Here is a 23,969-nt window from a genome sequence, read left to right as displayed (position 1 = left end):
TAAGGATGTGGCTAATATGATGAATAATAAATCAATCTCATTAAGTCAACGAATGGATACCGCTAAGGAATCACCACTCTTTTATAATATTTTCATGCTCGTGGGAGCAGGATTATTATTAGACAGTTCCGATGTCTACATGGCGAGTAATGTTAACTCCAGTATGATTGCAACTAAGTTTGCGACCCTGTCACAGGGCTCCGCATTCTTATCAGCTGGTTTTTTGGGCCTCTTTTTAGGCTCAATCATTGCCGGATACCTAGGTGATTTCTACGGGCGTAGTAAAACGTTCCAATGGAACCTACTCATCTTTGGTATCGCAACCCTAATTGCTGCGTTCGCTCCTAACATTTACTTCTTAATCGCAATGCGCTTCATTGCTGCGATTGGACTAGGGGCTGAAGTCGTAACCGGCTTTTCAATGATCAATGAATTTGCTCCAGTCCAAAACCGGGGAAAGTGGAGCGGCACGATTTCCGTATTTGCTAACCTAGGGGCGCCATTCGGGTTCTTACTATCCACCCTTTTAATTACCAATACTGGCTGGCGGTCCATGTTTTTAGTTCTCGGCTTTTTAGCCATTATTCTCTGGTTCGCTAGAAGACACCTTCCAGAATCTCCACGGTGGTTAATGATTCACGGCCAAGAGGAACAAGCGCAAATGATCATTGAAAAACTAGAAACAATTGGCCACTACGACGCGCAAAACATTTCAAAGGAAGCAAAACCAATGGTCAGCCGTAAGCGCGGCCTAATGATTGCCATAATTGCAATTTCTGCAACGTTACTCTGTCAATACATGTTTACGTCATGGGTCCCCACCCTATTGCTCGGAAAGGGGCTAAACATCATTCACTCCATGTGGTTCTCAACCATTATGATGATTGGTGCTCCATTCGGTGCCTTCATCGGAATGCTGTTAGTTGATCGAATCGGCCGTAAAAAAACAATCGTTCCTAGCTTTATTTTAATTGCTATCGCTGGGATTGCATACGCTTTTGAAACCACCAGCAATGGAATTCTCATCAATGGATTCATCCTAACCGCATTAATGTATGTATCCATGGCTAGTACGATTTCCGTATACGCTCCCGAACTATTTTCAACTGACTTCCGTTTCCGTGGCACCGGCTACGCGAACGGCATCGCCAAGCTACTAATTACCATTTCACCATACTTAGTTTTATTTACGGTCTCAGCATTTGGCCAAACAACGCTATTCATTATGATTGCCGCAATTGCCATCATCGCTGCAATTATCATTGCCATCTTTGGACCAGAAACTAAAAACCAACGAATTGAATAGTCATTTTAGAGCCATTCTGATGTAAAAATCAGGATGGCTCTTGCTTTTTAAATCCGTAATCATGGTATAATTTATGATAGTTATTATACATAATTATTTTTATAATTGGAGTTGAGTAAAATGAAAAAAGTAATAATTGGACTATTAACCACCATCACTATTGCACTAAGTGGCGTTGCTATGATTAATCATTCCTGGAATTCAGTGACGGTGCATGCAGACACCGCTGGACTACCGGTGCAAAGCACTGATAAGGCCATTTACTTGGGATTTGATAAGCATCCCGAAAAATTAACGTCGCTTAAGAAGGTCATTAACCAAGTTAAAAATGCCCCCGCGCGGAATGAAGTCAAAATACGGGCTTCAATGTTGATAGCTATCACATGGTTTGGTTCCGGAATTACAATATTAATGAGTCCAAAGACCGGGTCATTTTGGACTTAAAGGAGGAGTTTGCGTTATTCGATAAGTTAAAAAAGAGCCCCATCCAACAAAAATACGGCCAGACCGCAAACAAACTTAGTCGCAAAATCTTTAAATTACAACAGGCCCACGGTAGTCAGACTGAAATTGACGCCCTTCAGAAACAGTTAGATCCAATTACTAAAAAAATGGATGCTAATTTGACCCGCCTAGTCAAACAGGTCCGCAAACAATTTAATGATAACGTTTAAATAATCCAAATCCATTAATAGCCACAACTAGATACGAACCTAGTTGTGGCTATTAATTTAAAATTAGGTCCACATTTGTAGTATACTAATTATAATTGAGTGAATAGAGGTGAATTAAGCTTGCAAAAATCAAATCATTTAAATTCTAATCAATTAGGTTCATCCCCTAAGCCCATTAATTTATCTTTAATTGTAATCGCCATCTGGAGCATTACCATGATCATGTTTGAATACTATACCATCACGGGTGGCATCATCCCTGACTTTAGAAATCATAAAGTATTCACCGGATCATTATTAATTTTTAACCAGGTATTTGTGGGTTTGTTTTTTTATTATGGCATTATTAACTATGTGATTCCATTTGCATATTTAAAAATCAGGGCCCGGGCCATTGAACGTGAAAAAAAGATTCAAGCGATTTCCCTCCCAAAGAACTTTCAACCACGAGTCCAATTGCTATACACAACTTATAATGATTTTATTCCATATGCATTTAATGAATGCCTCCAACAAACGTATCAAAACGTTCAGGGGGTGATCTTAGATAATTCGACCGATCAAAAATATATTGATATGATCGTTCAATTCGTTAAGGTCCATCCCGATGTTAAGTTGGTCCGTGACGTCCCTAATTATCATGCCAAGGCGGGGAATTTAGATAATTACCTATGTAAAAGCGGTAAGGATACTTATGATTATTTTGTGATTTTAGATAGCGATGAGCTATTAGAACCCGACTTTGTCGAAAAGGCATTAAAGTATTTTATTAATAACCCTAATCTAGGGGTGTTACAAGCTAATCACATTAGTGGCTGTAATACAAATGCATTTATGCGTTTATTTTCTGGGACTGGAAATACCTTTTGGCCCGTTCAAAACACCGTTAGAAGCTTAGGCGCTGGATTTCGTTTACCGGGCCGCTTTAGTAAGGATGGCCAGCCGAAGTTACTCCATCCGGGTGACTCCGTCTGCATTGAACTAGGCCATGGCGTCATGTTTAAACGGGAGTGTTTTGATGATATTGGGAAGATGCCATTCATGGTTGCCGAAGATCTATGCACCTCCGTTGAAGTATTACTACGGGGATGGGATATTGAATTTGGCATTAGTATCTATGGTAATGAACAGTTTCCAGTGAACGCAATTGCCCTATTAATTCGTTCATCCAAATTTTGTTCTGCTAATTTTGAATTTATCAAGGTATATTGGGAACGGTTATTCAAAACGGACCTATTGACCAAGCGGCAAAAATTAGATTTATTAACCTTTACCATGTCGACGCCCATTTTTGCATTCGAATACATTAGTTTATTGATCTGTGGAATTATCTTACCCATTAGTAACACTCAAATGGGTTATGAATGGTTTATGGCATTTCCCGCACTGCTATGTTATTTTAGTCAAACCTTTCCGGATGCGATTTTTCAATTTCAAGAGGGTAAATCCATTCGCTACATCATTAGCTATGAAGTCCAAATTTCCATTTTATATGGTTCTCAATACTATGCTAGCGTTAAATGTACATTATTCGCACTAATCGGCATTCCAGCTAAATTCAATGTTACTCCCAAAAGTGACACCCATGTTACGTTTTTAGAAGCATTACATACATGTGCAGGTAGCGTTGTTTTTTCAACGATTACCATTTTAGCTTGTATAATTGCTTCTGGCAGTTCTTGGGTCTTACTATCATTTTTCCCTGGGTGTATCGGATATCTAATGATTCCAATGGCAAACCGGGTTAATAGTACGGACCTGCAAAAAAGGCACCTCTTAAAGCAAGCCAACTTAGACGCCTTAACCGATGGTAGTTTAAAGGCCATTGACTGGCGAACATAATATATAAAAAAGCAATTCTAATCGTGTTTCATAGCGATTAGAATTGCTTTTTTTAATGGTGCATTAATTTTAGATGAACTTCACAAACCGTTTGTTTGCAGTAATGTACTTATGAGCACCCAAGTAGAAACGGGTGTGCCCACGGTAATTAACGATTCGACTTACATTGAACTTAGCTCCAATGCGGTAGTAATGTTTACGATCACTGAATTTCGCATTACTATGGGTCCAAATCCCCTTCGAACTAACTACCCGCACTTGCGAATGGCTTTTGACATCCTTGTTTTGATAGTAAACATTCGCAACATACTTCGGATCGCTAGTTACGTAGCCTCGATAAGCCTTCCCCTTAATTTTAGCGGTGACGTAATACCTTACTAAGCCGTTTTTAGCGACCCGCACCCGAGTTGCCAATAACTTGGTCTTATCACCAGTTGAGTGGCGCTCAAATCGGATTCGCCGGTTGGCAGTATTAAAGGTTGCTGATTTAGCATAGAGGTAAATCGGCTTCAAGTTATATAAGTACTGTGGCTGCTTAGCCAACTTTTGATCATACGCACTTACATAGCCATCCACGTAGCCACTGGAACGACCCTTTAATGATGCCACAGCTAAGCTAGTCTTATCCGCACGCTTAGCCCCTAGCTTAAACTCGCTTTGATATTGCTTATCAGTTGCTGTTGGCTTCGTGACGGTGGTCGTCGTGCTCCGTGCCAAACTAGTCACCGTACTATCCGATGCACTCGTTGCCAGTGAATCAGTGGAGCTACTGGATTGACTGGTAACGCTACTACTATCGCTTGAAACCTGGCTCGCAGTCGAAGTGACTGCCGAGCTAGTGGTCGATGAACTAGCCGAAGTCACTGCCGATTGACTAGCGCTAACGCTGGTTGCACTCACCGAACTGACTGCGCTTGAGATTACAGTTGCGGCTCCACTAATCTTTGCCAACACTGAATTGGCTTGTCCGACCAGTGAGTTAACCGTCGTGGCAGCACTTTGGTTGTTTGCAGCAGCGCTACTTGCTGTTGATAGCATTTGACTGACCCCGTTAGCATCCGAATTAGCTAAACTGACGTTCGCACTGGCTGCAGACTGATCGCCCTGTTGAATAGCAAGAATTGCGGCACTCATTGCTAGACTAGCATTAGAACTGATCAGACTGGCCTGACTTTGGGCGCCATGGACTAAGTTGGCATTCGAAATGGCCACTTGATTAACAGAATTAATCGTCGTAACCAAACTAGCATAACTACTCCGGTCAGTGTTCATCCCAGAAGCAATGCTGCTAACTAGTGAATTAACGCTACTATTAGTGCTGTTTTGGTTCAAAATCAAATTAGCACTACTAATGGCAGCATCAGCATTGGATAAAACGGCGTTTTGATTCGTTGAAACTGAACTCATGGTAGCGATGATTGCATTTGTAGCACTATCAACCCTAGTTGCAGTACTGTTCAGTGCACTCATGGATTGACTGATTGAAGCATTAATGCGATTTGTAACAACGGACCCACTAACTACGGCTGAAACAGCTGTTGATAATGAATTTGCACTTGTGGCCAACGAATCGATCTGCGAACCATTAACAGCGGCAGCGCTAACTACGGCAATGTTGCTGCTGCCCGTCGTTGCTAGCGTTTGCAGTTGGTCAATCGATTCCACAAGTGCGTTTACCATTGAATTAGCAAGTGAAGCGGTTGCGCTGAGTGTATCGACCGTCCCATTCTGGGCAGCAGCACTAACAGTTGCGTTCACGCTAGCAATTTGAGTAACCGTAGCACTCGTCATTGATGCAGCCTGATCAGCCACCGCGCTCCCATTGTCAGCCACTTGGTTCGCTGAGCTTGCCATGCTAACTAATGATTGGAATTGCTGGTGGTTAGCCACCGCAGCAGAAAGGATGGTTTGGGCACTATTAGATAGTGAAAGCAACGCCGCATTGGAAGGCGTAGTTGCCAACAATGACGTTAACGAATTAACGTTCGCACTGGCTAATTGAACGGTGGCACTGGCGGTCATTGATTGTTGGTCAACCCGTTGGCTAAGTGAACTAAGCATTGAACGATTGGCTTGCAAACTGGCTGCCAATGATTGGGCAGTGCTTGCGTTGATTGCTGCTGAACTGGTCAATTGCTGGATTTGAGCAGCGCTACTAGTGGCCTGGGCTACCCGCGCCCCCACTGATAATTGTTGTTCGATCATGCTACCTAGGGATTGAATTGCATCCGAACTTAAATCAGTAGTTTGGAATTGCGCCGGCAAGTTAGCAATCGAATCATTAGTGGCTGCAATACCAGCATTAATTGCCGCTACGGCACTTAGGGCATCGTTAGCTTGGCTAATCTCCCCCTGGACGGCTTGATTCAACTGGCTGCCGCTAACGTAATTCCGTGCTGAAATGGCTGCTGCCACTTGACTTGCATTCGCCAATGCTGATGCATGATTAGCACTGGCCGTCGTTGTTGCTGCTTGAGCAGACTGTGCTTGTGCACTAACTACGGCTGAGGCAGAATCAACCCCCTGTAATGCCGCGGTAATACTATTAACCACCGTTGTAAACTGGCTAGTGACGCTATTCAAATTAGCGCTGGCACTTTCAAGCGCTGAATTACTTGGGAATTGGCTAACGTAACTATGCATGGTGGCTTGGGCTTTTGCAACGCTACTTGAAACGCTATTTACCGATGTGCTGACATCACCCGCAAGTGAATTGAACATGGCAAAACTAGCTAAGTTAGCGCTAAGAGCAGTCGATTGGTGATCGATGGCCGAACTGATGGCCACAATTGCATGACTATTTATGCTAGCTGCACTGGCGGCAACGCTTCCCTCACGACTAATAATGGAATCAATCGTTGTTGCAATGCTTTGTGCATCATTGCTAATTGAATTCATTGAATTAACGTTCTCGTTTAGCTGACCAGCGGCAACGCTGACTGTAGCTACTAAGCTAGCTAAGCTGAGTGCTGCTGCACTAGCGCTGGATTGGTACTGTGCTGCCATTGATCCAGCGGATTGAACACTAGTGCTATATTGATTTCCACTGTCATTATCACCGATTAGGTAGGCCGCACTGGCGGCACTCGCAGCACTAGTAACTAGTTGGTTAATCTGCGCTAGAGAGGTTGCCAAATGACTTAAGGTCGTAGATTGGGTCCCCATTTCGGTATTAGCGCTCGTTAAAGTCCTTGCATTGCTCTGTGCAGTGGCATTCGCACTCGCAATTAAACTGTTTAGCCCACTAGTTATACTGTTGACACTACTGATTTCTTGAGCATCCGCATCAAATTGACTGAGCGTAGCCACTGAGCTTGAAAGCAATTGACCACTTTGTAAATTAGCATTCGCAATTGCACTTACTGATGCAATTAACGATTGGCCACTATCGGTATTTACATTCTCCCCGGATAACGCACTGGCAATTGCTGCACTCGCCTTAGCCACTAGCTCAATGGCAGTGCTGTTGTTAGCATTACCAGTCTGAGCGGCACTCAACATGGTGTTTGCAGTGTTCACCGCACTGTTAATTTGTGCAGCAGTTGCATTAATTTGTTGTTGCGCATTAGTAGCCTGGCTAACTTGATCACTAGTCGTTGCTGCGATTGAGCTAAGTTGACCCGCCCCCTGTGAAAGCGATTGTAAATCACTCTGGAGGGCATTTAATGCATCGGTTACACTACTTTGGTAAGTACTACCGGCACTATTGGAACCAGCTTGGTATGCAGAGCTTGCCAATTGATTATTAGCGCTGACCTGACTAGCAGCTGATTGAACCGCATTGTTTAAGGCTGCATTTGATGATTGGATTTGGCGCGCATTAGTCAATGAACTAACGGTCTCATTAATCGCTGTATTGACAGTAGCAATCGCACTCACATTATTATTAACGCTATTTGCAAGGGAGTTAAGCGTAGTGTTCTTAGGGTTAGTCCTTGCTAAACTAGCAACCATAGCAACCAGTGATCCGGCAACTTGGGATGCGGAACTAGCTTGGCTGGCAATGGCGTTGACACTATTGACAGCCTCCCCAATCGTCTGAGCATTGCTCATAGCTGAACTAAACAACGTTGCTGCTGAGCTTAACCCCTGGCTAGCAGCAGTATTCGTGGCGCTAATTGTCGCTGCAACTGAGTTAGCATTATCATTTTCAGCAGCTGCACTAGCTTCATTGGTTAACTGCACAATCATGGTTGCCAATTGGTTCGCATTAATTTGAATTGCACTCGCCGTTGAGACCGCTTGGCTAGCACTGTTCAATTGGTCACTTCCAGTGGTTACTTGATTTGCAACCGCAGATGATGCCTGTTGCAGACTTTGTAATAAGCCAGTGGCCTGTTGACGATTGCCATCCTCAGCACTTTGATCACCCTTTTGGTTGGCACTAGCAAATAGACTCACTAGCGAGCTAATTGAATCCGCAGTAGCGTGGGCCGAACTTTGGTTTTGGACTGCCGTACTAGCAGCTTGACTCACTGCTTGAACCGCCTGACTAAAAATGGTGGCCTGTGATTGTAGATTGGCACTGGTCATGCTTAAAGTGGCAGCTGCACTAGTGGCCCTTTGATTAGCAGAACGAATCAACTGATTGTTCGGATTAGCACTTAGTAACTGGGCTAATTGATCAACATCAGCGCTTGCAGCGCTAGTTGCTAATATCGAATTCATCTGCGCTACTAACGGTGCCACTTGGCTATTGATTCCCGTTAAGTTAGCTACTTGTGATGCAATCGCATTGGTAAGTGCCACTGCTGAACTCTGAAGGTTATCAATGTTCTCACTGGATGGACTATTAAGTGCGGCAGTAGATTGAACGGTCCCGGCCATTGAGTTCAATTGAGCGGTGGCACTTGTGACCGTGTTCATTGCACTATCGAGGGCGTTGCTAGTAGCGCTTACGTCCCCAGCTAAATTAGCCATGTCCGCAATCGTTGCATTTGCCTGCGTCCGTTGCGTGTTCACGGCCGATTGATTAGCTAGCATGCTGTTAAGGGCGTCACTTGCGGTCGATGCATCATTGGCATTCACCGCACTGTCAACATTCTGATAGGCATGTTGATTAACGGCACCTAGTGATTGAATGGTGGTTACTAATCCACTAAACATCGTGGCGTTAGCGCTAATCGATTGCACTGTAGTTTGAGCACTTTGGTAGTTACTTGAAGCAACGCTGCCGACTTGCGATAGATTGGTAGTGATACTTTGGACTGATTGAACCACCCCACTATCCGCATGGTTTTGCGCTGCGAGTGATAAAATCGTCTGCGCAATTTGATCAGCCTCACTAACGGCGGTCGCAATCGAATCGTTCGTACTGGTCAATTGTCCATTCACGACCGCAGTGGAACTGACCATCCCAGTAATCGAATCGGCCTTAGCAGCCACTGAGGTAACGGTGGCACTAACCGCTGCGCTTACGGATGCCGCAACGCTTGCTACCCCGCTAGTGTTACTAGTGCTGCGGTTATTATTTACCAATCCTGCAGCAGCATTTAGCGCAGTGGTCATGGAATCACTAGCCGTATCTAATTGATTTTTTAATGATAACGCCGTTTTCAATGCAAACTGAATTCCTGCATTAGCATTGGTAGCAATGGTACTGGTTGTTTGGGTCGCACTCGCTAAACTATTACTAAGGGCCGCAGTACTAGCTACTGCTGAAGTGTACTGACCCGTAAGCGTATAATTTTGCATCTGACTAGCAGCCTGCGCCTGAGCAATATTAGTTGCAACCAAACTAGCGTTAATGCTAGTCAAGGCACTATTTTGCACTGTGTTACTCATCGCAACGCTCACGGTCGTGCTTTGGCCGCTAGCCTCTTGGAAGACCACCGCGATTTTGGAAACTAAATCATTGAACGTCGCACTGGCACTCGTAAAGTCACTATTCAATGCCACCATGGAGGCATTGGACTGATTCTGGGGGGCACTCGAGTAGCTATTAAATAAAGTCGTTTGTTGATCAGCACTATTGACGGCAGCTGCTAGTTCCGCACTAACGCTAGCTAGTTGTTGATTATTTTGTGAAGCAGCCATAATCGTTTGGTTAGCATAGCTAACTGCCGAACTGGCGGTTGCGTTTGCTTGGGTGGCAACTTGGCTGTTGGTGTTAATATCATTAGCAATGGACTGGTTCGTCTGGGCATTATTAGCAACGACACTGGATAATAAAGTACTCATCACCGCACTAGCGGAAGCCGTGCTTTGTTGATCATCATTTGCCATCGAAACGGCCGCACTAGCGGAACTTAGTAGTGCCGGAAGGGCTGAAATCGCACTTGCCATGATACTCGTTTGCATGCTTGCGAAGCTAACGGCAGATTGGGCATATGCGGTGTGCACGCCACCAGTTTGTAAATCGCCAGTTTGATAAGCTGAGTTAGCCAATTGGGTATTGTCACTTGCGGCCGAATTAGCAGATTGAATGGCGGCGGCAGCGGAATTAATCACGTCATTTTGGGTGCTGACCATGGTGTTGGCGCTATTAGCAGTTGATAGTTGATTACTTGCATCGACGTTCAACATGTTAATGTTAGCTATTTGATCACTTGCGGTACTCATTGCATCCGCAAAGTTACTATTTAACTGGTCATTACTTTGGTAACTAGAAATGACATTTGCGATCGAGTTAACAAATGCGGTCTCATTAGTTACCGCTTGATTAGCTAGCGTTGCTGCACTTTGGTACCCAGTGGCGGCGGTAACGGCCGAACTGCCCTGAGCAGTGTTAGCAGCAATCGAAGCAGTCATGGCACTAACGGCAGTACTGGCGGCTTGGGCACTTTGGATGCCGACACTAGCTACATTGTAATTAGCACTGGCAGCCACAAACGACTTGGCGACGTTGGAAGCAGTATTACTAGTGGATTGCAATACTAAATAGGCGCTAAATGCCGCTTGACTCACAACTGCCGTTTCGGATTGAATCGAATTAGCGTTATTTTGAATTGCAGATACTAATTCGCTAACGTTGCTAAGTGCGGAATTGGCATTACTGGTAAATTGATCCCCAGTTGTTTGATTGCCAGCGGAATATGCAGAATTTGCCGACTGCTCATTAGCAGTTACGATGCTAACTGCACCTTGAAAGCTGGTATATAATTCAGCATTATTACTAGATTGAATGGCGTTGATCGAGTTAGCAAAATTGGAGGCAACGCTGGTTTCAGCATTGGTAACACTAGCTGCACTGCTAAAGGAGGTATTCAATGAATTTGCAGATGCTGCCAAGCTAGCAATCGTCGTGTTCAATGAATTAGCACTAGCTAACTGGTTCAGCTGCTGATTAAGGCTGTTGATGGTGCCCACTAATCCGACGGTTACTTGGTTCGTGTTTGCAGCATCGCTAACGTAAGAATTAGCGCGACTAAGATTAGTCGTGGCTGATGCCATTAAACTATTTACGGCTGATGAATAGCCACTTAAAATAGCTTGCTTCTGGGTAGTCGTATCCCGATTACTAGCTGCGGATAGCCCTAGTGTTTGGAGCTGTTGGAGCGTTGCCATCGCTGAACTAGCGGCGCTTTGATCCGTTGCAATCTGACTAGCTGCACTACTGACCCCACTAATTGCAGTGTCCAATCCGCTTGATTGGTTACTGGTGTTGGCTGCAGCCTGTTTAAACTGCTCATTGACTTGGCTAGCGAGTTGACTATAAGCAGCTCCGGCAGCTAAATCCCCATTCGTAAGGGCGGTGTTTGCCGATGATGATAGTAATGAAAAGATTTGATTATTTAAGTTACCAGCAGTTACATATTCATTTGATACGGCTGAAGCTGCAAACACAGCAGCCAGACTGTTTTGGCCAAGCGTACTAAAGTGTTGGTTAGCATCATTAAGCAAGCTTGTGACCTGTTCTGCAGTTTGAGTGGCCTGATTAGCAGCAGAACTAACCGTCGCGTTATTCCCATTAATTGCCAATAACCCGCTAAGCAGGTTCGCAATTGAATTTGCGACGTCATTGGTGCTACTGATCATTGATACCGTGTTCGATGCTGTAATTGCATTTGAAGCAGCAGCACTCGCATTTGATTCAGCGGCACTACTAGTGGCAATTACCTGGCTCATTTCACTAGTCACCAAACTCAGGACTGCATTATTAGAATTGAAACTACTTGCGGCAAGGTTGATGTTAGATTGCATATCCACCACTGCTTGGCTGGCCACTTGGTTGGCAGAACTAGCCGTCCGCAATGCTGACTGCACATTTGCAGTGATTTAATCCGCACCGATGCTAGTCGCATTTGCACTATCATTAGCCGCACTCGCAATCTCTTGGGCTGAAATGGCCACACTAGCGGTGGAGCTGGCTAGTAATTGTGCAGAAGACGCCGATTCATTATCACCAGCATTTGCATAACTACTTGCTAAGGCAAAGTAACTATTTGCACTAACGGTTGCATTAGAAGCTAAAAAGTCGGCGTGGCTAACTAAATCATTGTAAGAACTAGTTACCGAAAATGCAGTACTGGTCTGTAAATATTCTACACTAGCAACACTTGAGGCCGAACTCATGGTCGATAGTGCCTGAAAAACAACGTTAGCCATTGAATACACAGCCGAGTTACTAGGCACTGCAAATTCCATTGAAGTGGTGGCCGTTTTAAAATCGCTGGCACTGGAGCTTTGTAAGTCCACTTGTTGCGATGCTAATCCCGCTGTTAATTGATCGTCGTTAGTTCCAGCAACCGCAGACTGCGTATTGGTATAGTAATCATTATCAATGATGTTAAATGCAGAAGCAGCTTGATTGGCATGGTCGTTCGCAAGCACTGCATTGATCACAGCCTGACTAGCCGTCACAGCGGCTGCAATCGCCGATGTCATCATTTGATTGACCTGGTTAGCCTGATCGCGAGCACTAATGACATTGCTAATGGCACTGGCAGTTGATTGACTAGCGGTGCTAGCACTCTGTTGGGCAGCAGCTGCTGCACTCGTTAATTGATTGGCAACGGAGGTATAGTGATCAGCAATCGATTGGTACTGACTCTGTTGGGCCGAATCCTTTGCCTGAGCAGCAGAATTAGCCAGACTAGTATTAACGGTAGCCAAACTAGCGTTTAACGTCGCCATTGCACTTGCGTGGTCAGCAACTGATGATTGACTCATTACGACCTGGTTTTGTGAATTGGTAACCGTCAACGCATCACTGGCAACGGATTGCAGCGATGATAGTGCCGAACTAGCGGCATGAAATGAATCGTGGGCGGTGCTCATGGCAGCGTTCCCAGAGTTATTCGGGCTATTAACATAGTCATTCATAACGTAACTTTGTTGATTAGTATTATTTACATAGCTGTCAATATCAGAACTAGCACTATTGGCAGAATCGACATCCGATTGGTTAGCGGTACTGTTAGCATCATTGCCATCCCTAAATAATAATTGTAAATTATCTGAGTCTGACTTTGATAGTGCGCCCCAGTTAATGGTTTGCGACGAACTGCTGGTACTAGTTTCCGATGCAGAGGTCCCCGTTGAAGCTGATTGAGCGGTACTGCTGACTGACTGTTCGCTACTAGTGGAACTCGATTGATTGGATCCACTGCTGGCTGTCGATTCGCTACTAGTAACACCACTACTAGCGGTGTTTAGATCCTGGCTAGCACTATTGGTACCCGTAGCAGCAGTAGTTTCACCACTAGCAACGCTTTGGTTCGTGTCACTTTGATATGTACCATTACTATCAGAGCTACTAGCTGAACTAGTTGAACTTAAAAGCGAGTGGTTTGCTGACGTATCAGCATTGACTGACTGCTGTGAAATAACAGCGGCGCCACCTAACACACTAAGCATCGATATTGATGCTACCACCCATTGTTTCTTAACTTTTTTAAGCACCTTTTTTTCATTTGCTTTATTATATTTATATTTATTGTATATCATTGAATTAGTATCCCCCATCTTAAAATAGCATGCAATTAAGTTCCGCAATCAATTACTAATTCAACGTTGTTAACTACATATTACTAATATTATGCTACTCCTGTATTACAATATCAATACCATATGGGATTAGCTGTTTCATTGATTCAAAAATCAATTAAAAAAACGGTTTCCTCAATAAATTGAAGAAACCGACTTTTAATTATTTCATCACTATTTAGCACGTTTAAATGCCGCGTTTAATTTGGTAAAGTTAACCGTTCCTAAACCCGTAGCCTGGTTATAAAGTTTTCCTGGTTGGCCTACGTAGTATAGGTTGTTATCGGTCGTCTTATCTAACGGTGTGAATGGTGAGTTTGAAAGCTTGGCAAAGCGGTAAATTTGCGGATTCCAAAAGCCCATTCGCTTGCCCTGCGCGCTATTAATGACTGCCGCCATTGCTGCGATTTGGGGTGTGATCACACTCGTTCCGTTTCCATCAAAGGGATGGTTTTTGCCATCCATATAAATGTTGTAGCCGGTAAATGGATCAGCATTCCCAGAAATATCAGGAACGTTTCGCCCGCTGGCATGCCCCTTAATCAGCTGCGGCGCTTGATTTAGCCGACCCGTTTTAAAATTAATATATTGTCTAGCGTAGTAGCTACCCACTCCGCTAACGTTCTTTTGATAATCAGGAAGTGCAAAGTAGGTGCTAAACCCACCACCGCCGGAACCATAAATGTCATTAAGCGTTGCTGGATTGACCGTTAACTTCTTATCCACGCTTTGTTTAAAAGCAGTGGCAATCTTTTGCTTATCCTGTTCATTTTGCGCCTTTGATTCTAGATAATTTAAATATTGCGTACTAACGTAATCATTTCCGAATAGGTAGTTCAAACTAGTCGTAACACTCCAAGGCGCCTCATGATTCAAGGATACGGTCTTATCAGTGGTGGGGGTAAAGTTCGCCACCTCAGCAAAGGTTAAATTCTTAAATGGTAACGTGGTCCCGCCGACCGCAGTAATGTAAGGTGACGCAGCTGGTAAGCCCACCGACTTATCCAAACTGCCATTCGCAAATGCATATGCACCGCTATCACCAGTAGCATTAAAGGTGCTAATTCCCTGAGCAGCAGCCTGTTTTAGGAGTAAATTCATTAATTTAGTTTCACCCTTATTTACCGGGCTGCCCTTCTTAAAGGCAGCTTCCACCGCACCAAAACTACTGCTGATTACGTCCACGTTATCGCGGCCGATGGCAGTTGCAAACGACGGGATAAAGTAATCAGCATCATAATCGTTTCCAATGTAGACGTTGATTTTTGCCTTAGGCGCAATTGCACTTGCCTGTTCGGTATCCATCGTGACCTCTTCTCGATCACCCTTATCCGTTGAGCGGGTTTTACTAACGTAGATTTTTTTAATCCGGCTAGTATCAGCATTGACCCCGGATTGTTTCAAATATGCTTGCACATCGCTCAGCTTAAAATCACCACTAGCCATAATTCCAATCGTCTGCCCCTGACCATAATGACCCTTTCGGTATAGCGAACCGGTCTGATAAGCCCGGCCAAATTTACGATAAGAACGATCACTCACGTTGGCATCCTTAATTTTACTAAGGTCACTTACTTGATTTCCACTGGCATTCACCCGGTCAGAAGTGAGGTGGAGTTTAAGGCCTAATTGATCAATAAATTGAATGTAATTATTAACGCCACCCCGCAACCTGGCATTGCCGGTCGCGACCTGATGATTGGTCTTTTGATTCGTAGTTTGTTTAATTTTAATTCCAAAGGTCTTTTCAATATGCTTAGTTTGCCCAGTTACCGTCATCACGATATTTCCCGGGTACACAGTCGTCTTAAGATGGTGCTTTGCCATGTATTGCTTAACCACTTTGACGTTTTGATTTGAAAGCCCGTATTTCAAACCAAATTGTTTGGGCGTTAAGTACTTACGATAACTCTTGCTCTTGGGATTAACCGTGTTATTAATAAATCGATCCAATTGCTTTTGATTTCGACTCTTTAACCCAAGCGTTAATGTTTGTTCTTTGTCTGCAGCAACCGCTTTGTACTTGATCTTGCTGGCGTTAACATTCGATATTCCTAATGAAAGTGATGCCATGCCCAGCGTTGCTACCGATGCAATTAGCATTCTTTTTAAGTGTTGCATATTTAACCCCACCCATCTGCTTATAATTAAATTACAAGATTATTTATTTTCGTTAGTGAAAGCCCGGTTTAACGGAGTAAACGGTGACCGATCAACAGCAACCGTTTTTCCTTCCCCGTACTAGCATAGGTAATCGAAGCCACGCTAGTCATTAAAAGCACCTATCCATTATCATCATCGGTATCTCAAACCACTCAATAGATTTTTGAACCATCCCTGATCATCAGTTTGTAACATCAATCCCTTATATTTTTTAGCGATCCAATAAGTAATCCCAATTGTAAAGCCAATCAAAATCATTAACGAGATTGTAATCGCCAACCCATTGACCTGGTGATTGATGATTCGAATCGGCATAAAGAACGCCGATGAAACCGGAAAATATGACAAAATAATTGAAGCAATGCCGTTGCTGTTATTTTGCAGCGTAACGGCAGCAAAAAACATAATCATAACTAAAATGGCTACCGGTTGGGCCGCCTTAGAAGCATCTTCTGCTTTACTAACCAAGGCTCCACACATTGCCGATAGAATAATTCCGATCACTAATCCTAGAATAATGAACACTGAATTGATGTTCACAAAATTTGCAAGGACTTTGCCAATGACGGCCTGCCCACCACTATGTTGCATAAATTGTTCAAGAAACGGCGCCGTTTTTAGATAATGATACCCACCGATAAGGATAATGACGTAAAATAGCATCTGCGTTAACATCATCAAAATAACGCCCACCACCTTGCCGATAAAGTAATTCACGGACGAGGTGCTACTAAAGATAATTTCAGTGATTTTGGAACCCTTTTCCTTAGCAATCACACTAGCGGTAATTGTTGAATACATTAGTAAAAATAAGTATAGGACAAAAATCAATGCGTACAATGAAACAAATTTAGCGATATTATTATAACTACCACTACTTTTAGTTACATTGCTCCGATATGTTGGTTGAACTGAAAGCATTTGCAACTGCTCTTTTGTCAAATGGCTATTTTGAATGTTAATTTGATTCTGAATAACCGTGGCCGCTTTGAGAACATCGGTTTTAATATCACTATCAAGTGCAGATGTCCCAACGTAGTTCACCTTAACTTGACCGTTCTTAGCTTGATTGATCTTCACGTAACCATCAAGCTTTCCTGATTTCAAACCATGCTTAGCTTGTTGCTCGGTGTGAATAGAAGGGTCAATCGAATCGCCATCTAATTTATCGACCGCCTTACGCACTGCAGCATTATTAACAATGGCAAAGTGACTATTCCCAGAATTTGCAGCATTATTCCCAGAAATAAACCCAATGCCACCCGTTAATAAAATGAAGATAAACGGCATCAAAAGCATTGCAATAAAACTCTTGGACTTAACTTGACTAGCATAAGTTTCTGAAGCAATCACCATTAATTTATTCATTTTCATCTCCTACCTTTTCCCTGAAAATTTCATCCAACGATGGCGGTTGTTGACTAAATTCTTCAATATACTCACCGTGACTAATTAGATTAAATAATTCCTTTCCAGCAGCCGGATCGGTTAATATTAATTTATATTGATGAATGCCGCGTGTAAAGACATTCTTGACTCCCGGTAGCGCACCTAACTCATCGCTAGTCATCTCGGTAGTCACAAATAGTTCATTTTTACCAAATTGATTACGAACATCTTGCACCGCACCATTTAAGACCACTTGGCCGTTACGCAGCATTACCAAATCATCGCAAATCTCTTCCACGTTTGCCATATTGTGACTAGAAAATATGATTGCGGCACCAGCCTGCTTTGCTGATAAGATGGCTTTTTTCAACAGGTCAGCATTAACGGGGTCAAGCCCACTAAACGGTTCATCCAGGATAATCAGCTGCGGTTCATGAATTAACGTACAAATCAACTGGATCTTTTGTTGATTTCCCTTTGAGAGGGTCTTAATTTTATCCTTGCGGCTCCCCTTAACTTCAAATTGTTGTAACCACTGCTCAATTCGCGGGGTGGTCCACTTAGTGGGCTTCCCCTTTAACCGGGCAAAGTAGGTAATTTGTTTTTGGACCGTTAAATCCGTCATCAAACTCCGTTCTTCCGGTAGGTACCCAATTTGATCAAACGTAGCCTGGGTCACTGGCTGACCGTTCCAATTGATGGTGCCAGTGTAATTGATAAAATTTAAAATACTATGAAACGTTGTTGACTTGCCTGCACCATTTTGGCCAATCAACCCCAAAATGCGTCCGGGAAGAACGTTGAACGACACATTCTGTAATGCTTGCACGTTATTGAAGCGTTTACTTAACTGATTAATTTTTAAAATTACTACCATCCCCTAATAAATTTATTTTTCACGATCAATCTTGCGTTTTAACCCCCGATAAGTTCCAACTGCAAACCCAATTGTAATTACTAACGCTACAGAATTATCATAAATAGAGGTTACATTTTGCCAAAGCGCCCCGTGGTAATCACTAGTGACCGTCTCAAAGATAGTGCTAAAGCCGCGTTCAACCACAAAAAACAAAAGTGCTAACCGAAGCGTTTTTCGTCTAAGGTGCTTCAATGTGATTGCATAATCATTATTACTATCCACATCAATGCGGTCTAGCCGTAAGGACTGCACTTTAAAAGAAGCGTAAAATACAATTATCATAATCACCACCGCATTTGCTATGATCAACCACATCAAAGCATTGAACGAATTACCGTTAAAAGCAAAAATGATAATTAAAAGCGTGGACACCACATTGTAATTAAACAACACTAAAAATAAATGATTGCCAATTTTATTAATTTCATTTTCACGGTATTCATCTAACGGGCCGTTAATGCCATAAAAATACTTTAGGTAGCGTACATACAACGATTCCCTTTCATTTTTCATTGATCTAACTCCTTCCAAAACAACTGGTTTAAATCCGACCCCAATGCGTGGGCAATGTTAATGCAGAGCTTTAACGACGGATTATACTGCCCCTTTTCAATTAAACTGAGGGTCTGGCGCGAAATGCCGACTAGCTTGGCTAGCTCATTTTGCTGCAACCCCCTTGCCATTCGAGTGGCTTTCACATTATTTTGCATTCTAACCGTCCTCATTAAGTAATATATATATTCCATAATGTAATTTATATATTACATTAATTTGATGGAAAGTCAACTGGCAATTTAATCCTTCACAATTCATTACAACCAAAAGTGCTCTTGAATCAGGACTGCTTTTAGGTGCTGTAGGGCCAATTTAAGTGCTGTAAAGTCATCGATCGATGTTAATGAAATCCGTAAAAATGAATCATCTGCAGGTCGCCCCACCAAGAAGCGATCAGAATGAAAGACCCGGATGCCATTTTGCATTAAGATCCGTTCCATTTGGGTTCCATTGATGCTGGAATCGACCCGCACGGTCCTAAAAAAGCGATAATCGTGCTTATGATTTGGCAGTCCAAACACCCGATTAAAAATTCGGTTAGCTTTAATCACCATTTGCAGCTTGCTGTGCATAATTTTGTTCGCAGTTCCATTCTGTAACGCCCTAGTCACAATTTCAGCATCAAGAGCGGATGTTTTGACGTTCGTATTAAACATAGTGTTTTCAATTGCATCCCGAAATTGCGTCGCCATCCGAATAAACCCAATCCGCAATCCAGACACCAACGACTTAGACATACTACAAATGTAAAAACTATGGTCTGGCACCAAATCACTAATCCGGTTTCGCTTGGGGTTTTGATATAGATTTAAAAAATTAAGGTAGCCGTCTTCAATCAAAATCAGTTGGTAACGGTCAATGATTGTTGCTAATTGGTGCTTCCGATGTTCCGTCAGCACGGTGGCAGTCGGATTATTGATGTCCGGCATTAGGTAAATTCCCTTGATCAGTTTATGAATACAGTTAAACTCTAAGTCAGTCGCAAGCATCCCCTGCTCATCACCATTAATCGGGATCAATTCAATCCCGGTCATCTTTGCCAATTCAATAAAATTAGCGTATGTAAACCGGTCTACCGCAATCTTATCGCCATTTTTAAATAGCCCTAGCATTGCGATCATCAATGCATTTTGACTGCCAGAAACAATCATCGTATTTTGGGCATTGGCCCGCATCCCCACTTTGTCAATATAGCTACTAGCAACCATTCGTTGCTTTGCTAACCCGGTCGGTTCGTCATAATTCAAAAATTTAGTGAAATTAACACTAGTGGCCACTTCTTCAATCGTTGCTTTTAAAAGGTGGTTATTAACCTCAAACGAGGAATTAAAACCTAATTCTTGAACGTTGGTCATCCGCTGACTGGAAATCGTTTGTGACCCATTCGCATTCTTAGCAACGTAGGTGCCCCGCCCAACGATTCCATAGGTTAAACCCAACTGTTGGCTTAACTGATAGGCCCTAGTTACCGTTGCAAATCCCAAATCCAAAAAATCCGCCAATTCCCGTTGGGGCGGTAACTTTGTATCTGGGAGAATTTCACCATTATTAATTGCATTTTGGAGTTGCGCGACTAATGAACGATAGTACGGTCGTTTTAATTGGCTGCGATCAGGACGCCAACTTAACGGATAGTTCGTGAATAAATTAACTGACATTGAATTTCCTCCTAATGTTAAAATTGTAATGAGTACAATTATTGTGTTGATTGTACTCATTTTTGACCATATAATCAAATTAACATCAATTCAAGGAGTGATTTAAAATGCAGCGACGCGCTTTTAAACTTGCATTTCAAAAAACCCTACCAATAATGGCGGGGTTTATCTTTTTAGCGGGTACATACGGAATCTACATGCACCAAAATGGGTTCAATTTTTTATACCCAACCCTAATGGCCGCAACCATTTTTGGCGGTTCGGTTGAATTTGTAATCGCGAACCTACTGCTGGGTAAATTCGACCCATGGTTAGTATTATTTCTCACGTTAATCATTAATTCCCGCCACCTGTTCTATGGGATTTCAATGCTAGATAAGTATCGCGGGGCTGGGCTTAAAAAAATATTCCTCATGTTTGGGATGTGCGACGAAACATTCGTTCTAAATTATTCAATCGAGGTGCCTAACTCAGTTGATCGGCGAGCCTTCATGTTTTATGTGACCCTATTAGACTATGCTTACTGGGTATTTGGTGCGTTCTTAGGTGGCGTATTAGGCGGCTTAATTCCATTTAAAATTCCGGGAATTGAATTTGTAATGACCGCATTATTCTTAGTCCTATTCGCCAATCAATTCATGAATGAAAAAAACCACTTTAGTTCCATTGTAGGCATCATTTGGGCCATCCTAGCATTATTCGTATTTGGGGGCCAGTTATTCTTGGTCATCAGTATGACCCTAATGGTGATTACCCTTGCAATTAAGTTCAGACGGGAGGCAGCCAAATGACTTTAACCCAACAAATTATTACGATTGCCATTGCATCAATTGCAACGATGGCAACTCGATTTACCCCGTTTCTTATCTTTCCAGAAAATAGAGAAACACCAGCATTCATTAAGTATTTAGGCGACTACCTCCCACCCGCAATTTTAGGGATTTTAGTGGTGTATTGTTATAAAGATCAAATTTTAACCATTAATCACAACACCCTCATCAGTGTCATTGCCGGAATAATTACACTCGGGCTGCATTTTTGGCGTAAAAACATGATGCTATCCATTTTAGCAGGAACTGCTTCATACGTTTTAATGGTTATCTATATGTAAAAAACACCCCCATTTAATTCATAAATGGGGATGCATTAGTTCTACGGACGATTAATTCCAACACTCGTATTTGAATATAATTTGGGATCATCAATCAACCTAGTTACAAAGTGACCAATTGCGGCTCTAGCAACATCGTGGCCTCCGAATGGTTCATTGCGGCCGGTAATTTCATAATCATCACTGCCGTTATCGAACCACCCTGGCCGAATGACCGTTCCGTTTACATCACTTGCGGTAACGATATCAGCCGCGTCCCGATATTTCTGCATCATTGGTTTTACACTTAAGTTACCCTCAGCCCCCACGGCGGCCGGAATTTCATCATAAATGCCCATTGAAGCAATGAACGCTAATCGTTGAACGTGGGTGGCATCCATCCCTTGAACGATGGCGGTTGCCATTTGGGGAAGGGCCCCGCTAAGGGCAGCAAAAACGAAATCCTGGCCCGCTAATGCGGGGACTAAATCAGCTTGATTTAACACATCCCCATCAATGACCTTCACGTTTGACCCCTGCACATCCAGTTGGGATGCGTGCCGGGCAAACAGCGTTAGTTGATAATCATCATGATTCAACAATTGGTTCGTTAGGGTCCGGCCCAGTGAACCGGTAGCACCAATAATTAATACGTTTTTCATTTATATCACCTCATTATAATTCATAATAACTATTGAAGTGGGCTTTAAGTCAAGCCATTAGCTATAATAACCACTAAAAAAACCATTCATCATCGAACGATGCTAGAATGGTTTTTTAATATAATTAGTTAGATGATGCGTGTGTTTGATCTAATTTCTTTTGGGTTAATACAACGTAACCACCGAAGACTACGGCCCAGATAATTGCACCAACTGCACCAATGATATCTTCTTGGATAAAGAATAAACTAATGAAGATTACCAGGAAGAATGCAATCGTTAATGGACTACTTACGTTGTACCATGGCATCTTGAATCCATTTTCTAGGTAGTCACTAGATTTACGGTACTTGCGGTGTGCAAGCATCGTTAATGCGTATACCAAGATGTACATATCACTAGAAACCCCGGTCACAATCGTAAATACTGATCCAGTAGCGGCACTTAAACTCATAATTGGCGTTACTAATACTAATGCTGCGGTCAATAGAATTGAAGTTGCTGGGACCCCAGTCTTTGAAATCTTAGCAAAGTGCTTCTTAAGCACACCACCTTCACGTGCTTCAGTTGCTAGTTGGTAGAAATGCCGACCGGCTGAGAAAATGGCACTGTTCAATGCGGATGCAGCTGAAGTCAATACCACGAAGTTAATTACGGCAGCAGCGGCTGGTAAGCCAGCTAGTTCGAACACTTGAACGAATGGACTGTTGTCAGGAGTAACCGAAGTCCATGGAATGATTGCCATGATTACGATCAATGCACCAACGTAGAAGAGTAAAATTCTAAGCAACGTTTCGTTAACGGCCTTCTTGATCACGTTCCGTGGGTCCTTAGCTTCACCAATCGTAATACTTACAAATTCAATTCCTTGAAAGGCAAAGAATACCATTGGGAATGATGAGATAAAGTTAAACGCCCCGTGAGGGAATAATTGGTAGTTATGCGAAATGTTCGTAAGTGAAGCATGTCCTAGCGGTGTTGAGGTTTGTCTAAGCACCATGAAGATTCCAGTTACGATCAATGCCACAATTGCAATAATCTTAATCAATGCGAACCAGAATTCTGCTTCACCGAAGAACCGAGCAGCAATTAAGTTCACTCCCGCAAGAACGACCAAGAAAATTAATTCAACGATCCATGACGGGAAATTAGGAAACCAGAACTTAACATAGGTGGCGACCGCTGTTAATTCGGCCATACAAACGAACACTAATCCAATCCAGTATGTCCAGCCGGTAAACCGTCCCGCTGCATTTCCTAAGTACTTAGTAATAAATGAAACGAAGGTATGGTGGGACGGATCCGAATAAAACATTTCACCGATTCCACGCATCATTAGGAAGAAAAATAATCCTAATACTAAGTAAACAATTAACACTGAGGGTCCGGTCTTGGAAATGGTGCTTCCTGAACCTAAGAACAACCCGGTCCCAATCGTTCCACCAATCGCAATCATTTGCACATGCCGGTTACTAAGTGAACGGTAAGTTCCATCTTGGTTTTCCTTAAAATCTGATTTTGCCATTTTAAACACGTCCTTTTTTAAATGTTAGCTAATTTAACGTGATCCCTAATTAAAAGTTATTAGCCCTCCTTTATGCTTGAGTGTTATTAAAACTAAATTAGGTTTCTCATTTAATTTTAACTTATTTTACCATAGTTAATTGGGAAATCAAATCTTTTTTTCAAAAAAGTCGGTTTTTATTCGGTTTTCATCGATAAAAAAGGCTAATTATTCAAGTTTTAAGGGGATTTATGCATGTAATAAAAAATTACAATTTTCT

General features: G+C 42.7%; 16 protein-coding genes. 6 read left to right on the top strand and 10 right to left on the bottom strand.

The window, feature by feature from the left end:
• Nucleotides 1-16 precede the first annotated feature (16 nt).
• The 4 genes from MOO44_RS01105 to MOO44_RS01090 all read left to right on the top strand — a co-directional run bounded on the left by MOO44_RS01105 (nucleotide 17) and on the right by MOO44_RS01090 (nucleotide 3,822).
• Nucleotides 17-1,306, top strand: a complete 1,290-nt coding sequence (locus tag MOO44_RS01105) for an MFS transporter (RefSeq protein WP_260115757.1) — start codon at nucleotides 17-19, stop codon at nucleotides 1,304-1,306.
• A gap of 120 nt (nucleotides 1,307-1,426) precedes the next feature.
• Entirely contained in the window at nucleotides 1,427-1,750 is a 324-nt protein-coding gene (locus tag MOO44_RS01100; protein ID WP_260115756.1) for a hypothetical protein, read from the top strand.
• Nucleotides 1,741-1,980, top strand: coding sequence for a hypothetical protein (locus MOO44_RS01095; RefSeq protein WP_260115755.1), 240 nt, complete (start codon nucleotides 1,741-1,743; stop codon nucleotides 1,978-1,980). Before MOO44_RS01100 ends, MOO44_RS01095 begins: the two co-directional genes overlap by 10 nt.
• A gap of 120 nt (nucleotides 1,981-2,100) precedes the next feature.
• Complete coding sequence (locus tag MOO44_RS01090) at nucleotides 2,101-3,822, top strand: glycosyltransferase family 2 protein (RefSeq protein WP_260115754.1); 1,722 nt, start codon at nucleotides 2,101-2,103, stop codon at nucleotides 3,820-3,822.
• Nucleotides 3,823-3,891: 69 nt separating this feature from the next.
• On the opposite strand, the gene MOO44_RS01085 is transcribed toward MOO44_RS01090, so the two are convergent.
• From MOO44_RS01085 to MOO44_RS01050, 8 genes are all read right to left on the bottom strand, one after another.
• Entirely contained in the window at nucleotides 3,892-12,027 is an 8,136-nt protein-coding gene (locus tag MOO44_RS01085) for a DUF5776 domain-containing protein (protein WP_260115753.1), read from the bottom strand.
• A 12-nt stretch (nucleotides 12,028-12,039) separates the two neighbouring features.
• A complete protein-coding gene (locus MOO44_RS01080; protein ID WP_260115752.1) occupies nucleotides 12,040-13,710 on the bottom strand; it encodes a hypothetical protein in 1,671 nt (556 codons plus the stop codon).
• Nucleotides 13,711-13,923: 213 nt separating this feature from the next.
• Nucleotides 13,924-15,870, bottom strand: coding sequence for a S53 family peptidase (locus MOO44_RS01075; protein ID WP_260115751.1), 1,947 nt, complete (start codon nucleotides 15,868-15,870; stop codon nucleotides 13,924-13,926).
• Between the two features lie 174 nt (nucleotides 15,871-16,044).
• Nucleotides 16,045-17,280 carry an ABC transporter permease gene (locus MOO44_RS01070; protein WP_260115750.1) on the bottom strand — a complete coding sequence of 412 codons (1,236 nt, stop codon included), beginning with the start codon at nucleotides 17,278-17,280 and terminating at the stop codon, nucleotides 16,045-16,047.
• On the bottom strand, nucleotides 17,273-18,169 hold the full coding sequence (locus MOO44_RS01065) for an ABC transporter ATP-binding protein (protein ID WP_260116042.1): 897 nt from the start codon (nucleotides 18,167-18,169) through the stop codon (nucleotides 17,273-17,275). Before MOO44_RS01065 ends, MOO44_RS01070 begins: the two co-directional genes overlap by 8 nt.
• A gap of 21 nt (nucleotides 18,170-18,190) precedes the next feature.
• Entirely contained in the window at nucleotides 18,191-18,733 is a 543-nt protein-coding gene (locus tag MOO44_RS01060; RefSeq protein WP_260115749.1) for a DUF3278 domain-containing protein, read from the bottom strand.
• Entirely contained in the window at nucleotides 18,730-18,930 is a 201-nt protein-coding gene (locus MOO44_RS01055) for a helix-turn-helix transcriptional regulator (RefSeq protein WP_260115748.1), read from the bottom strand. The genes MOO44_RS01060 and MOO44_RS01055 overlap by 4 nt, the downstream gene beginning before the upstream one ends.
• 102 nt (nucleotides 18,931-19,032) lie before the next feature.
• Nucleotides 19,033-20,433 (bottom strand): aminotransferase-like domain-containing protein, encoded by a 1,401-nt coding sequence (locus MOO44_RS01050; RefSeq protein WP_260115747.1) that lies wholly within the window; start codon nucleotides 20,431-20,433, stop codon nucleotides 19,033-19,035.
• A 107-nt stretch (nucleotides 20,434-20,540) separates the two neighbouring features.
• On the opposite strand from MOO44_RS01050, the gene MOO44_RS01045 reads away from it, so the two are divergent.
• Both MOO44_RS01045 and MOO44_RS01040 read left to right on the top strand, forming a co-directional pair.
• On the top strand, nucleotides 20,541-21,224 hold the full coding sequence (locus MOO44_RS01045) for an AzlC family ABC transporter permease (protein WP_260115746.1): 684 nt from the start codon (nucleotides 20,541-20,543) through the stop codon (nucleotides 21,222-21,224).
• Nucleotides 21,221-21,544, top strand: a complete 324-nt coding sequence (locus MOO44_RS01040) for a branched-chain amino acid transporter permease (protein ID WP_260115745.1) — start codon at nucleotides 21,221-21,223, stop codon at nucleotides 21,542-21,544. Before MOO44_RS01045 ends, MOO44_RS01040 begins: the two co-directional genes overlap by 4 nt.
• Nucleotides 21,545-21,585: 41 nt before the next feature.
• Here the strand turns inward: MOO44_RS01040 and MOO44_RS01035 are convergent, their stop codons facing one another.
• Together MOO44_RS01035 and MOO44_RS01030 are read right to left on the bottom strand one after the other, a co-directional pair.
• Nucleotides 21,586-22,185, bottom strand: coding sequence for an NAD(P)H-binding protein (locus MOO44_RS01035; protein ID WP_260115744.1), 600 nt, complete (start codon nucleotides 22,183-22,185; stop codon nucleotides 21,586-21,588).
• A gap of 124 nt (nucleotides 22,186-22,309) precedes the next feature.
• On the bottom strand, nucleotides 22,310-23,710 hold the full coding sequence (locus tag MOO44_RS01030; RefSeq protein ID WP_260115743.1) for an amino acid permease: 1,401 nt from the start codon (nucleotides 23,708-23,710) through the stop codon (nucleotides 22,310-22,312).
• Nucleotides 23,711-23,969: the final 259 nt, after the last annotated feature.

Source organism: Nicoliella spurrieriana, assembly GCF_023380205.1.
In the GTDB taxonomy this organism is placed as follows: domain Bacteria; phylum Bacillota; class Bacilli; order Lactobacillales; family Lactobacillaceae; genus Nicoliella; species Nicoliella spurrieriana.
Note: the sequence above shows the minus strand (reverse complement) of the source record. Positions and strands in the feature narration are given on the sequence as shown.